Origin of the sequence: Mesorhizobium sp. M8A.F.Ca.ET.202.01.1.1 (assembly GCF_004791595.1) — a bacterium.
Taxonomy (GTDB): domain Bacteria; phylum Pseudomonadota; class Alphaproteobacteria; order Rhizobiales; family Rhizobiaceae; genus Mesorhizobium.
In genome coordinates this window covers 90748-103095 of sequence record NZ_SRUN01000010.1, presented here as the reverse complement: position 1 = coordinate 103095, position 12348 = coordinate 90748, and the positions used below count along the sequence as shown (strand labels likewise).

The following is a 12348-nucleotide window of genomic DNA, read 5'->3' as shown; positions in this document are numbered from 1 at the left end:
ACCTCACTTCTTCTCCATCACGCATTGCAGCGGATGCTGATTCTGTCGGGCGAAATCCATGACCTGGGACACTTTGGTCTCGGCCACCTCGAATGTATAGACCCCGCACTCGCCCACTCCATGATTGTGAACATGAAGCATGATGCGTGTGGCGGCTTCGCGGTCCTTCTGGAAAAAACGTTCCAGCACGTGAACCACGAACTCCATCGGAGTGTAGTCGTCGTTGAGGATGAGGACCCGGTAAAGGCTGGGCTTCTTGGTCTTGGTTTTGGTGCGCGTGATAACGGCCGTCCCGCGGCCGGCCTCATTGCCGTCGCCGCCGCCGTTTTGCATCCGCGCCACTCGTCTCGTGGCAGTCAAACCGATCGTCACGTAATCCTGCCTCTTCGAATCCTCATGCGAGTTCGACATGTAGGTGTTCGATGGACGATTTTAAGCCCTTCTGGTTAGCTGACAATATGGCTAGGTGACCAACTTGGCGGATTTTCGCATTCGTGAAGCGCTACGCTGTCGCGGATCGGAAACTGGCATGAAAAAACCCGGTCGCGTTTCCACGACCGGGTTCTGCCCCACCCACGAAGGGCCGGATCTTGAAAATTGTCGGGCGAAAATTACTTCGCCTTGGCAACGATCGATTCGAACGGCTTGTAGGCTTCCTTGGCGAGTTCGGCATAGAGGTCGCCAATCTTGGTGGCCTCGGCGACGAACGCCTCGTAGGACTGCTTGGCATAGTCGGACTGGATCTCGATCGCCTTGTCCAGCGACTTGGCCGAGAACAGCTTCTCGAACGCGGCGCTGCCGGCTTCGAAGCTCTTCTTGGTGTATTCGCCGGCCTCGGTGGCGATCGCCTGCGCGCCCTTGGACAAAGAGGCGAAGCTCTTCAATCCGGTGTCGGCGAACTCCTTGCCGTACTTGCTGAAGTCCTCATAGGTCTGGGTCATTTCATACTCTCCCTGGACGGTTGAAGCGCCCTGCCCCGAGCGCCGTTGTGCAATGCATGATAATATATTGTGCGCCGCACAAAAGTCAAGAATTCAAGGGCTCACCACCCCGCCGGCACCGGCAATGGCTAAAATTCGAATAAAGGAAGGCTCAAACCACCAGAAAATGGTGAACGCGGCGGTTACCATAAACGGATTGGTAACGCTGCCCCGCTAGCTTGGCCGGAAGCGAGGCAGGATCCCTTTGCCGCCTCCAGCGCAACGAGAAATTCAAAGGAACTACCAGTGCGTCAGGCGTTGTCGGGCATCGTTTCCAAATCCGCGTCCCCTCTCAAAACGATCATGATCCTCGCCATGGCGATGACATTCGTCGTCGCGGATGCGGCATCGTCGCTCGCGGCAAAGTCAGCGGCCATCGTCGTCGACGCCAAGACCGGCAAGGTGCTCTATTCGGCAAACGCGGATGGCCGGCGCTATCCTGCCTCGCTGACCAAGATGATGACGCTCTATCTGACCTTCGAAGCGATGGCGAAGGGCAAGATCAGCAGAAACTCGCCAGTCGTGTTTTCGGCCCATGCCTCCGCCGAGGCACCGACCAAACTGGGCGTAAAGCCGGGCGGATCGGTCACGGTCGAGACGGCGATCCTGTCGATAGTCACCAAGTCGGCCAACGACTCGGCGACCGCGCTTGGCGAAATGATCGGCGGCAACGAAACCAATTTCGCCCGCATGATGACGGCCAAGGCGCGGCAGCTCGGCATGGACGGCACCGTCTTCCGCAACGCCAACGGCCTGCCGGATCCGGGGCAGTTCACCACCGCGCGCGACATGGCCACGCTCGGCATCGCGCTACGGGAACATTTCCCCCAGTACTACGGCTATTTCGCGCAGCGGTCCTTTCTCTACGGTCGCCAGCGCATCAATGGCCACAACCGCCTGCTCGGGCGCATCAAGGGCGTCGACGGCATCAAGACCGGCTATACCCGCGCCTCCGGCTTCAATCTCGTCTCGTCCGTTAATGACGGCAACCGCCGCCTTGTCGCCGTGGTCATGGGCGGCACGTCGGGCGGCAGCCGCGACAACCAGATGGCTGGCCTGATCAACACCTACCTGCCGAGGGCCTCCACCCGCGGTGGCGGCGATCTGGTCGCCAAGGCGGACAGCAATCCAATCAAGGCACTTGCGAAGGTTCTCCTGCCCAAGCACGACGCGCCGACCCCGGACGAAAAGCCGGTGGCCGTCGCGGAAGCCGATACGGCTGTCGCGGACCACACGACCACGGCTGTCGCGGACGACGCCACAGTTGCCCAGGGCGACAGCGAGGACGAGGATACAGCCGAGGCAGAGGCGCCCAAGCTGGTTGTTCCGGCAAAGAAGGTGAAGACGGTCATCGTCTCCGCCCCCAAGGTCGCCACCGCGCAGGTCGTGGCCGCCTATGCCGAGCCCGCCCCGGCCGCCGTCGATCCGGTCAGCACCGCTTCGGTTCCGTCAGGCTGGGCCATCCAGGTTGCCTCCTCGCCCAACCAGTCCGAAGCTCAGGCTTTCCTCGACAAGACCACCAAGCAGGCTCCCAAGGTGCTGGCCGACGCTTCCGGCTTCACCGCCGCTTTCGACAAGGGCGGCGTCACTTACTACCGCGTCCGTTTCGGCGGCTTTGGGTCGAAGGACGCCGCCTGGAAGGCCTGCACCGCTTTGAAGAAGAAGAAAATCGAGTGCTACGCCGTCCAGCAATAGGACTGCGTGGAAGATTTCTCCCGGAAGAATATTGCGTCGAAGGAGACTAGTTGTGATTGGAGAGCAAGACGTCCTTGGCTTCGTTAATCCGCGCCGCCAGGAAAGACGTGCCGCCGATGTCGGGGTGCAGGCGCTGCATCAGGCGGCGGTGCGCCTTGCGGACATCCGCCGCGGCGGCCCCCGCTTCAAGACCAAGGACCTTGTAGGCCTCCTCCTTAGTCATGGCGCCCGGACCTGGCGCAACACCCAGCCCTTCGCCACCGTTCGTCTCAGCGTTTTTGCGCCAGACGGGAAATCTGCCGTCAAGATACGTCTCTAGCAGTTGGCGGCTCTCCGGATCGCCGGAGAGCTCGCGGTAGAGATGCTGCAATTCCGCTTGGGTCATCGAGCCAAGCATCTTGCCATCGTGGCGGCCGGCAAGAACCAGCCCTTCAAGGCCGCCCGTATCGTGATCGAGTTCCATCTCGAGTGCCGCTGTCCGCACGGTTGAGCGTTTTCCAGCAATTGGCCTGGCATTTGGGCGCCCGGTATGCGTGGCGCCATACCAGGCGATTGCCACGAACAGGATGATTCCGCCGATGCCTTGACGCCCGACCACGAGCACGGCGCCGCCGATCAGCGCCAGCAGGATCGGCCCCAAGGTTCTCATCCCGCTTGCGAGTTGCGCCGGATCCGCACGGAGAAAGGCCATGGCCAACCCCAGGAGCACCAGCAACAACGCGACCACAACGATAATTGCGCCTAACATTTCCCATCGCCCCGCAGATATCCTGTCCGCCTGGACAGCCGCGTGATGTCCTTCAACACTTTTTCTGCGCCAGAATCATGGCCTTTACCCCCGCTGGAAGAGGACCATCATACGAGCTGGTTCTCCAACGCCGCGGCCTGTGTCGACTTCGACAGTTCTTCCTCGCGCATGGATTTCAAGATGTGGCGTCGTCGCGTCGCTTGCAAGTCCAGTGCGAAGCAAGTTTGAGGGCCAGAAATGTCTAGAGCAGGCCGAGATCGGCGAGCTCGCGCCTGAGTTTCGGCGGCATCTCGACCAGCCCCGCCCTGCCCTTGCCGAGATCCGCCGGGGCGTCCGTTGGCTTCAGATAACGCCAGCCCTGGAAGGCGCGGCGCGGCTGCCAGTCGGTGCGCACCACCTCGGGATCGAGCATCAAATTGCAGCGGCCGATGCCATCGTCATCGGTGAACGGCCGGATCTCCGTGATCAACTGCCGGCATTGCACGCTGCCCTTGATCACCCAGTAGAGCGAGCCGCCATCGGTGACCTCGTCGCCACGTGTCGGCACCATGCGGGTGGTGTGCCAGTGTTCGGCTGGTTCGCCGGCACGGCGGCGCTCGTCGAGACGGAAGGCGATCCAGTCTTCGAGATCCTCGACACTGTCGCAGCCGACGCAAAGCTTTAGGAGATTGAGAGCCATGCGCTAAGGTTAGCCCGGGGCGCCAGGACGTCAACGGCCTGGCGGACTTCTCCACAGTGCCGGTTTGGGCCAGATCTCAACACTCAACGACATTGACGGCAAGACCGCCAAGGCTGGTTTCCTTGTACTTCTCGTTCATGTCGAGGCCGGTCTGGCGCATGGTCTCGATCGCGGCATCGAGTGGCACGAAATGCACGCCGTCGCCCTTGATCGCCAGGGACGCGGCCGTGACCGCCTTGACGGCACCCAGCGCGTTGCGTTCGATGCACGGCACCTGCACCAGCCCGCCGACGGGGTCGCAGGTCATGCCGAGATGATGCTCGAGCGCGATTTCGGCGGCATTCTCGACCTGCTCGGGCGTGCCACCCATGACGGCGCACAGGCCGGCGGCCGCCATCGCCGAGGCTGAGCCCACCTCGCCCTGGCAGCCGACCTCGGCGCCGGAGATGGACGCATTGGACTTGATGATGCCGCCGACCGCCGCTGCCGTCAGCAGGAAATCGCGGATGCTCGGCTGGTCGGCCTCGGGATGGAAATGCAGCCAGTAGCGCAGCACCGCCGGCAGAGTGCCGGCCGCACCGTTGGTCGGTGCGGTGACGACACGCCCGCCGGCCGCATTCTCCTCGTTCACGGCCATCGCGTAGATCGACAGCCAGTCATTGGCGAGCAGCGGGTTCGGCCGGTTCTGCTGCCACTGCTCCTGCAATTTGTCATGGAGCTGCCTGGCGCGCCGCCGCACCTTCAGCCCGCCCGGCATGATTCCGTCCTGCGACAGGCCACGGTCGATGCAGCTCTTCATCGCGTCCCAGATGGCATCGAGGCCGGTGTCGAGCTTCTCGCGCGACATCTGCGTTTCCTCGTTGGTGCGCTTCATGTCGGCGATGGAAAGGCCGCTCTTGGCCGCCATCTTCAGCATCTCGACCGCGTTCTTGAAGGGATACGGCACTTTCTTGCCCTCGGTCGTGACCGAGCCCTTGACCTTCATCCGTTGCAGCTCTTCTTCCGAAACAACGAACCCGCCGCCGATCGAATAGTAGATGCGCTTGAGCAGCAACCGGCCGCCGGCGTCGTAGGCATGGAACGCCATGCCGTTGGCGTGACCGGTGAGCGGCGTCTTGCGGTCGAGCACCAGATCGGTGGCCGGGTCAAAATGGTAGGAGGGGTGACCGGGCGGTGAAATCAGCTTGTCGGCAGCGATGCGGCTGATGATGCCGTCGGCCTGGTCGGGGTCGACCGTTTGCGGCGTCTGGCCGGCAAGGCCGAGAATGACGGCACGGTCGCTGCCATGGCCGACGCCGGTATAGGCGAGCGAGCCATGCAGGCTGGCACCGATGCGGTCGACCTTGGCACCGGCGGGGCGCGGCCAGTCGTCGCCCGCGACCTCGTCGAGAAAGCGGCGCGCGGCCGTCATCGGACCCATCGTGTGCGAGCTCGAAGGGCCAATGCCGATCTTGAACAGGTCGAAAACGGAAAGGAACACGCTGTCTCCTGGGTCACGTCGAGGACTACATATAGGAATTCCCGGGATGTTTCCGCTCTTTTGACAATCGCGGCGCAGCACCTGCCGACCTTGTTTGCTCCGGCAGCGACATTGATTGTCTGTCGCCGTATGCGGCGATCGAAGCGATCGTGCGGGATATGGTAAACTCAACCATGGGCGATTCCTCTTATCTGTCGGCGGCCGATCTCGCGGCGCTGGGCTTTTTCCTCCTTGTGTGGGTGCTGCACACGCTCGCGTCCGATGGCAGGCTGGTTAGCCGCATGTCGCTGACGACCGCCATGAATGCGCAGCGCGAGGCCTGGATGCGCACCATGGCCGAGCGTGAGATCCGCATCGTCGACACCGCCATCATGAGCGGCCTGCAGCAGGGAACCGCCTTCTTCGCCTCCAGTTCGCTGATCGCGCTCGGCGGCTGTTTCGCCCTGCTTGGCGCGTCGGACCGCATCATCGAGGTTCTCAGCGACCTCCCGCTGGGCGGCGTGCCGGATCGAGCCGCTTTTCAGATCAAGGTGCTGGGCCTGGTGCTGATTCTCGCCTTTTCCTTCTTCAAGTTCGGCTGGGCCTACCGGCTGTTCAACTATTGCTCGATCCTGATCGGCGCGGTGCCGATCCCGCATGGCGAAGCCTCGCGCAATCCGGTCACGCAAACGGCCGTGTGGCGCGCGACGCAGATGAACATGCTGGCCGGCAAGCATTTCAACTCGGGCCTGCGCGGCGTGTTCTTCTCGATCGGCTATCTCGGCTGGTTCGTCGATCCCCTGGTGTTCGTGCTGTCGACGCTTCTGCTGCTGGCCGTCCTGGTGCGGCGCCAGTTCTTCTCGGCAGCGCGGCGCGCCGTCATCGGTCACCCGCCCGGCGCCGGAAACGGCTGATCGATGCGCCCGGAAAGCCAATAGGCCAAAAGTCCGATCCACTCGCGAACCGCCATCGTGGTCGCCTGCAGCGAGTCGGACGGGTTGTCTCGGAACAGGCCGATGCCTTCCTTGCCCGAGGTACGATAGTCGACCGGCCATGGAACGGTTGGAAAACCGGCCTTGTCGAACAGCGCCTTGGCGCGGGGCATGTGAAAGGCTGATGTCACCAGCAGCCATGTCTCGCCCGGCTTGGGTTTGACCAGTTCGCGGCTGAAGACCGCGTTCTCGTAAGTGTTACGGGATTTGTCTTCGAGGATCAGACGGTCAGCCGGTACACCCAGCGCCTCGAGCAGGCGTGGCGCCGTGTCGGCATCACCTTCGCCATCGAAGAACAGTGAGCCGTTTCCACCGGAGACCACCACTTTTGCCTGCGGGAAACGCCGGGCGAGGATTGCGGTCTCGACCATGCGATCGCCGCTGCTGTTCAATTCATGGCCGCCGCGCACGAGGTTGATAGCGCCCTCGAAGCCGCCGCCGAGCACGACGATGCCGTCCACCTTCTCCGGCAGCGGCGGCTTGGGAAAGCGTTCTTCCAACGGATTGAGCATCATGGCGCCGAGCGACGTCCAGGCCGATAGCGCAAGGATCAGGAACGCCAGCACACTGCCGGTGACGGCAAGCCGCCGCCGGCCGATCATTCCCGCGATCAGCCCCGCCAAAAGCAGGAAGATTGTCAGGTTGAGTGGCTGGATGAAGAACCAGAAGACCTTGGAAAGATAGTAGAACATCGCTCCACCCTTACAGCGTCAAGGACGCCGTAATGCTTCAGTTTCACGCATGATCCTATCCGAAAATCGATCGCGATTTTCGGGGGCATGCGTCAGACGAGCGATACCCTTACCACCACTTCTCCGGCTGGAATGTGCCGGCCGCCTGCTCGATGACGGCGGCGGTCTGGAACAATGTCTCTTCCTCGAACGGCCTGCCGATCAATTGCAGGCCGAGCGGCAACCCCTTGGGGTCGAGCCCGGCGGGCACGGCAATGCCGGGCAGACCGGCCATGTTCACGGTGACGGTGAAAATGTCGTTGAGATACATCTTGACCGGATCGGCCGCCATGTCCTCGTCGGCGATGCCAAAGGCGGCGGACGGGGTCGCGGGCGTCAGGATGACATCGACACCGGCGGCGAAGACGTTTTCGAAGTCGCGCTTGATCAGGTTGCGCACCTTCTGCGCCTGTAGGTAGTAGGCGTCATAATAGCCGGCCGACAGCACATAGGTGCCGATCATGATACGGCGCTTGACCTCGCGGCCGAAGCCGGCGGCACGCGTCTTCTCGTACATCTCGACAATGTCCTTGCCCGGCACGCGCAAGCCGTAGCGGACGCCGTCATAGCGGGCGAGGTTGGACGACGCCTCGGCGGGAGCCACGATGTAATAGGCCGGCAGCGCGTATTTGGTGTGCGGCAGGGAGATGTCGACGATCTCGGCGCCGGCATCCCTGAGCCAGGCAATGCCCTTCTGCCACAGGGCCTCGATCTCCTCAGGCATGCCCTCGACGCGGTATTCCTTGGGAATGCCGACCTTCATGCCCTTGATCGGCTTGCCGATCGCAGCCTCGTAGTCCGGCACCGGCCTGTCGACTGACGTCGTGTCCTTCGGATCGACCGAGGCCATGGATTTCAAAAGAATGGCAGCGTCGCGCACGTCGCGAGCGATCGGGCCGGCCTGGTCGAGCGACGAGGCGAAGGCGACGATGCCCCAGCGCGAGCAGCGACCGTAGGTCGGCTTGATGCCAACCGTGCCGGTGAAGGCGGCTGGCTGGCGGATCGAGCCGCCGGTGTCGGTCGCCGTCGCACCGGCACACAGGAAGGCCGAGACGGCAGTCGCCGAACCACCGGAAGACCCACCCGGCACCAGCTGTGCATTGTCGAGGCTACGCTGGGTCTTCGTGCCGCCGGCCGACACGAAGCCGCCATCCCCCTGATGTGTCGTCGGCATCACCACCGTATCGAGGCGCGAACGCCGCCACGGGTTGATGACCGGGCCATAGTAGGAGGTCTCGTTGGACGAGCCCATGGCGAACTCGTCCATGTTGAGCTTGCCCAGCATGACCGCGCCATCGGCCCACAGATTGGATGTGACGGTCGATTCATAGCGCGGCTTGAAGCCGTCGAGCACATGGCTGCAGGCCTGGGTATGGACGCCTTCAGTACCGAACAGGTCCTTGATCCCAAGCGGAATGCCTTCCAGAGCACCGCCCTCGCCCTTGAGCAGCCTCGCGTCCGACGTCTTGGCCATCTCGCGTGCCTTGTCTCCGGTCACAGCGACATAGGCATTGAGCGCCGGATTGGCGCGATCGATCGCCGAGAGATAGCTTTCAGTCAGCTCGGTCGCGGTGATTTCCTTGCCGCGCAGCTTGGCGCGGGCCTGCGAAATCGTCAGTCGGGTCAGGTCGCTCATCATAGGCTCTTTTCGTAAAACACCGACCACTCGGAATCGGGATAATCCAGCACCGGCCCGCAGCGCGAGAACCCGGCACGTTCATAGACGGTCCAGGCGGCCGGATGGCGGTCACCGGTCTCCAGCACCAGCCGCTTCAATCCTTCATGGCGCGCCAGCGCCTCAAGCCGCTCGACGATCCCAGCGCCGATCTTGCGGCCGCGATGCGAAGGCCTGATATACATGCGCTTGACCTCACCGATCGCGTCGCCATGCCGCTTCAGCGCGCCGCAACCAATGGCGATCCCATTGTCGCGAGCGATGAAAACCGTCGTGTCCTGCCCCGCCATCTGCTCGACAGTCAGATGGTAGCAATGCTCCGGCGGCGTCAATTCGAGCAAGGTTTCGTCGAGCTCGCTCACCAGGCCGCGCACGTCGTCCTGAAGCGGCGTCTCGATGGCGATCTCGATTGCCATTGGCGCGCCTTACTCCACGACCTTCGGCACGAGGAAGAAATTCTCGTCGGTCGCCGGTGCGTTGGCGACGATGTCGGCCGCCTTGTTGCCGTCGGTGACGACATCCGCGCGCTTCTTCATCTCCATCGGCGTCACCGAGGTCATCGGTTCGACACCGGAAACATCGACCTCGTTCAACTGTTCGACGAAGCCCAGAATGGCGTTCAACTCGCCGGTCATGCGCTCGGCATCTTCCTCACTCACCGCGATGCGGGCGAGATGCGCGACGCGCTTCACTGTCTTGACATCAACGGACATGTATTTGCCTCGGGAAAAACCAGATCGCGCTATAGCGGCGCGGCGCGCGGCGCGCAACATGCGCCAGCCGACAATCGGGCAAACAGCTTCATGGCAGGGCAACGCCCTCGCACAGATAATAGCTGCCGCTGTTACCGCTCGCCTCGCTCTCATCGTCGATGGGTCGGCCCGAGACGAGATCGAGCTGCGTCGGGCTGATCCGCGTCACCGACAGGACATCCGGAAAGACGTAGCCCGGTTCCTGGCAGATGGCTGTCACCGCCCAGCTAGGCGAGCGTGGCGCCTTGCTGACTTGAACGAACTCGCAGCTATATTCGACGCCCTGCAGGCCATGCACCGAAAGCACGATGTTGCCGGCATCGATAAGCGTCTGCAGCGTCTCCTTCCTGGCCTGCCCGCAAAGCTCCTCGGACTGCATATAGACGCCGTCGATGAAATCATCGGCGGCGAGCGCGGGCGACGCCGCGACAACCATCGATACGCAAAGAGATCGCCCCAACGCCATGGATTTGTTCCGCTTTCGTTGTTTCTATAGGGTAATCGCTTGGCCAATCTTCGGCAACGCGACCTTGACGCCGGACCCTTCCAAGCCGGCTTCGAACTTTTCGGGCGTCGGATCGATCATCGGAAACGTGCCGAAATGGCAAGGGACAACCGTGTCGAACTTGAAGAAGCGGCGGCAGGCAAGGGCCGCCACCGCGCCGCCCATGGTGAAGCGGTCGCCGATCGGGACAATGCCGATCTTCGGCTCGTGCAGTTCGTTGATCAGCGCCATGTCGGAAAAGATATCGGTATCGCCCATATGATAGAGCGTGCGGTCATCCGGGAAATGCAGGACGAGCCCGCCCGGATTGCCGAGATAGACGTTCCTGCCGCCATCTTCGCCAAACGAGGAGGAGTGCAGCGCCTGGACAAAGGTGGTGGTGAAGCCGCCGCAATCGACCGTGCCGCCGATGTTGCCGGGATTGATCTTCTTGTCGCTGACGCCCTTGCCGACTAGGTACATGCAGATTTCGAAATTGGCGACCAGTTGAGCGCCACTCTTGCCGAGCACTTCCAGCGCGCCGCTGATGTGGTCGCTGTGCCCGTGTGTCAAAAGAACATGCGTGATCCCTTCGGCAGGCTCTTCCCAACCGCCGGTCCAGGACGGGTTGCCGATCAAATAAGGGTCGATCAGGATTTTCGCGGCACCGGTTTCGATGCGGAACGCCGAGTGGCCGTACCAGGTCAATTTCATCAATGCATTTCCTCGATTTTTGTCGAGCCAGAGGATAGAACGCCGCTAGCCCCGAGATCAAAGGGTATAGTGTCCGCCGCGCATTCGAAAAGACGCGTGCTACCGAAAAGACGAGGGAAACCGTTGGCTGTCATCACGATTGAGCAATTGCCGGCGCGCCTCGCCGACGGCAGGACCCTGGCAGGGCTCGATCTCGGCGACAAGACGATCGGTGTCGCGGTTTCCGACCGGGGGTTCTCCTTCGCTCATCCCCGCCCGGTCATCCTCAGAAAGAAATTCTCGCTCGACGCGGCCGTCCTTCTGACGTTGCTGGAGAAGGAGAATGTCGGCGCGGTGGCGATCGGACTGCCGATCAACATGGACGGATCCGAAGGCCCACGCGCCCAGAAATCGCGCGCCTTCGTGCGCAACATGGCGCAACTGAGCGACCTGCCCTTCGTGTTCTGGGATGAGCGGCTATCGACGGTCGCGGCCGAACGGACGCTGATCGAAATGGACTTCTCGCGCGCCAAACGCGCCGGCAAGATCGATTCGGCGGCAGCCGCCTTTATTCTGCAGGGAGTTTTGGACCGGCTTCAGTCGCTCGATGCAGCCGATCGAACCGAACCGGACCCGTCCAGCGCCGGCTGACCCAGCCCAAAATCTCGCGACGCCTGCGGAATGCCCACAAGGCCGTCAGCAGAAGCCCGTCGAAGACGCAAGTCTTCGCTACCATTCCGGGGATGATCGATGGGTCGATGCCCAGAATCTGGCCGTAGAGTTGGAAGAAGAAGTCGTGCGTCTGCCGGCTGAACATGACGTAGCCGAAATTGATGTCGTTGGCCGATAGATAGAACCAGCCCCAGAAAATTGCCATCGGGGCGGCCCACATTCCGAAGATGTAACGCATCAGAGACCTCCCTTGCCCTTCGGGCGGCCCGATATCAGGGAGAGCAGCGAATTATGCGCCGCAGCCTTCGCCATGCTGTGCGCCGTGGCGTGGAAATCGTCCTCATCCAACCCGACTGCCGACCGCCGCTCGGCGAGCATCGCGACATAAGAGGCCAGAAGTGCGGCCAATTGCACCGCCACCACCATGAACAGACCGTTGATGCCTTGGGCAGCGCCGCCGATCAGGATCATCGACATCACGCCGGAAGCAGAAATAAAGGCGATGCGAACGACGCTGTCGGCACCCGGGCTGGACGCGTCGTTGATCAGCGTATCGACAAAGGCCCAGAAGAACAGCACCGCCACGACCAGCAATGCGGTCGCCAGCGGAGCGACCACGACGATGTTCTCCAGATTGATCAATCGGGCGCTCTCGACGGTCACGCCGAGTACGCCAAGAGCCGCCGCCACACCTCGATTTCCATCGATACAGATCAGCGCGAGCAGAGCGAAAACGATCGCCCAGTGCACCGACAGAAAGGAGGTCAATACGTGTCGCATCATGATTC

General features: G+C 62.3%; 16 protein-coding genes. 3 read left to right on the top strand and 13 right to left on the bottom strand.

From position 1 onward, the window contains the following. Positions 1 to 3: 3 nt before the first annotated feature. A complete protein-coding gene (clpS, locus tag EN845_RS21455; RefSeq protein WP_010909565.1) occupies positions 4 to 333 on the bottom strand; it encodes an ATP-dependent Clp protease adapter ClpS in 330 nt (109 codons plus the stop codon). A 278-nt stretch (positions 334 to 611) separates the two neighbouring features. Next, positions 612 to 941 (bottom strand): phasin family protein, encoded by a 330-nt coding sequence (locus EN845_RS21450; RefSeq protein WP_095774324.1) that lies wholly within the window; start codon positions 939 to 941, stop codon positions 612 to 614. Positions 942 to 1226: 285 nt separating this feature from the next. Between EN845_RS21450 and EN845_RS21445 the strand changes: the two genes are divergently transcribed. Then, positions 1227 to 2675, top strand: a complete 1449-nt coding sequence (locus EN845_RS21445) for a D-alanyl-D-alanine carboxypeptidase (protein WP_127872497.1) — start codon at positions 1227 to 1229, stop codon at positions 2673 to 2675. 46 nt (positions 2676 to 2721) lie between these two features. Here EN845_RS21445 and EN845_RS21440 read toward each other — a convergent pair whose 3' ends face one another. The 3 genes from EN845_RS21440 to EN845_RS21430 form a co-directional block, all read right to left on the bottom strand. After that, positions 2722 to 3423: a DnaJ domain-containing protein gene (locus EN845_RS21440; RefSeq protein WP_127872498.1), complete on the bottom strand. Its 702-nt coding sequence runs from the start codon at positions 3421 to 3423 to the stop codon at positions 2722 to 2724. 241 nt (positions 3424 to 3664) lie between these two features. Further along, positions 3665 to 4102, bottom strand: coding sequence for a DUF1489 family protein (locus EN845_RS21435; protein WP_127872499.1), 438 nt, complete (start codon positions 4100 to 4102; stop codon positions 3665 to 3667). A gap of 76 nt (positions 4103 to 4178) precedes the next feature. Next, positions 4179 to 5582: an L-serine ammonia-lyase gene (locus tag EN845_RS21430; protein WP_127872500.1), complete on the bottom strand. Its 1404-nt coding sequence runs from the start codon at positions 5580 to 5582 to the stop codon at positions 4179 to 4181. Between the two features lie 173 nt (positions 5583 to 5755). Between EN845_RS21430 and EN845_RS21425 the strand changes: the two genes are divergently transcribed. Further along, positions 5756 to 6475 (top strand): DUF599 domain-containing protein, encoded by a 720-nt coding sequence (locus tag EN845_RS21425; protein WP_127872501.1) that lies wholly within the window; start codon positions 5756 to 5758, stop codon positions 6473 to 6475. Here EN845_RS21425 and EN845_RS21420 read toward each other — a convergent pair. The 6 genes from EN845_RS21420 to EN845_RS21395 all read right to left on the bottom strand — a co-directional run bounded on the left by EN845_RS21420 (position 6448) and on the right by EN845_RS21395 (position 10909). Next, positions 6448 to 7245 (bottom strand): YdcF family protein, encoded by a 798-nt coding sequence (locus EN845_RS21420; RefSeq protein WP_127872502.1) that lies wholly within the window; start codon positions 7243 to 7245, stop codon positions 6448 to 6450. The two genes, EN845_RS21425 and EN845_RS21420, sit on opposite strands and share 28 nt — an antisense overlap. A 109-nt stretch (positions 7246 to 7354) precedes the next feature. After that, positions 7355 to 8920, bottom strand: a complete 1566-nt coding sequence (locus tag EN845_RS21415) for an amidase family protein (protein ID WP_127872503.1) — start codon at positions 8918 to 8920, stop codon at positions 7355 to 7357. Continuing rightward, the gene (locus EN845_RS21410) at positions 8920 to 9375 is read right to left on the bottom strand and encodes a GNAT family N-acetyltransferase (RefSeq protein WP_127872504.1); all 456 of its coding nucleotides are present in this window, start codon (positions 9373 to 9375) and stop codon (positions 8920 to 8922) included. The genes EN845_RS21415 and EN845_RS21410 overlap by 1 nt, the downstream gene beginning before the upstream one ends. A gap of 9 nt (positions 9376 to 9384) precedes the next feature. After that, positions 9385 to 9672 carry an Asp-tRNA(Asn)/Glu-tRNA(Gln) amidotransferase subunit GatC gene (gatC, locus tag EN845_RS21405; RefSeq protein WP_127872505.1) on the bottom strand — a complete coding sequence of 96 codons (288 nt, stop codon included), beginning with the start codon at positions 9670 to 9672 and terminating at the stop codon, positions 9385 to 9387. Between the two features lie 88 nt (positions 9673 to 9760). Further along, a complete protein-coding gene (locus tag EN845_RS21400; RefSeq protein ID WP_127872506.1) occupies positions 9761 to 10177 on the bottom strand; it encodes a hypothetical protein in 417 nt (138 codons plus the stop codon). A gap of 24 nt (positions 10178 to 10201) precedes the next feature. Continuing rightward, complete coding sequence (locus tag EN845_RS21395) at positions 10202 to 10909, bottom strand: metal-dependent hydrolase (protein WP_127872507.1); 708 nt, start codon at positions 10907 to 10909, stop codon at positions 10202 to 10204. Between the two features lie 123 nt (positions 10910 to 11032). Between EN845_RS21395 and ruvX the strand changes: the two genes are divergently transcribed. After that, entirely contained in the window at positions 11033 to 11539 is a 507-nt protein-coding gene (gene ruvX / locus EN845_RS21390; RefSeq protein ID WP_127872508.1) for a Holliday junction resolvase RuvX, read from the top strand. Here ruvX and EN845_RS21385 read toward each other — a convergent pair. Further along, positions 11457 to 11798, bottom strand: a complete 342-nt coding sequence (locus EN845_RS21385; RefSeq protein WP_127278349.1) for a DUF6105 family protein — start codon at positions 11796 to 11798, stop codon at positions 11457 to 11459. The two genes, ruvX and EN845_RS21385, sit on opposite strands and share 83 nt — an antisense overlap. Next, a complete protein-coding gene (locus tag EN845_RS21380; protein ID WP_127872509.1) occupies positions 11798 to 12340 on the bottom strand; it encodes a hypothetical protein in 543 nt (180 codons plus the stop codon). Before EN845_RS21380 ends, EN845_RS21385 begins: the two co-directional genes overlap by 1 nt. Positions 12341 to 12348 lie beyond the last annotated feature (8 nt).

Coding starts and splice junctions, on each gene's coding strand:
- EN845_RS21425 (WP_127872501.1), top strand. CDS start 5,756: ATGGGCGATTCCTCTTATCTGTCGGCGGCCGATCTCGCGGCGCTGGGC.
- EN845_RS21420 (WP_127872502.1), bottom strand. CDS start 7,245: ATGTTCTACTATCTTTCCAAGGTCTTCTGGTTCTTCATCCAGCCACTC.
- EN845_RS21450 (WP_095774324.1), bottom strand. CDS start 941: ATGACCCAGACCTATGAGGACTTCAGCAAGTACGGCAAGGAGTTCGCC.
- EN845_RS21400 (WP_127872506.1), bottom strand. CDS start 10,177: ATGGCGTTGGGGCGATCTCTTTGCGTATCGATGGTTGTCGCGGCGTCG.
- EN845_RS21415 (WP_127872503.1), bottom strand. CDS start 8,920: ATGAGCGACCTGACCCGACTGACGATTTCGCAGGCCCGCGCCAAGCTG.
- EN845_RS21385 (WP_127278349.1), bottom strand. CDS start 11,798: ATGCGTTACATCTTCGGAATGTGGGCCGCCCCGATGGCAATTTTCTGG.
- clpS (WP_010909565.1), bottom strand. CDS start 333: ATGCAAAACGGCGGCGGCGACGGCAATGAGGCCGGCCGCGGGACGGCC.
- EN845_RS21380 (WP_127872509.1), bottom strand. CDS start 12,340: ATGCGACACGTATTGACCTCCTTTCTGTCGGTGCACTGGGCGATCGTT.
- EN845_RS21440 (WP_127872498.1), bottom strand. CDS start 3,423: ATGTTAGGCGCAATTATCGTTGTGGTCGCGTTGTTGCTGGTGCTCCTG.
- gatC (WP_127872505.1), bottom strand. CDS start 9,672: ATGTCCGTTGATGTCAAGACAGTGAAGCGCGTCGCGCATCTCGCCCGC.
- EN845_RS21410 (WP_127872504.1), bottom strand. CDS start 9,375: ATGGCAATCGAGATCGCCATCGAGACGCCGCTTCAGGACGACGTGCGC.
- EN845_RS21435 (WP_127872499.1), bottom strand. CDS start 4,102: ATGGCTCTCAATCTCCTAAAGCTTTGCGTCGGCTGCGACAGTGTCGAG.
- EN845_RS21395 (WP_127872507.1), bottom strand. CDS start 10,909: ATGAAATTGACCTGGTACGGCCACTCGGCGTTCCGCATCGAAACCGGT.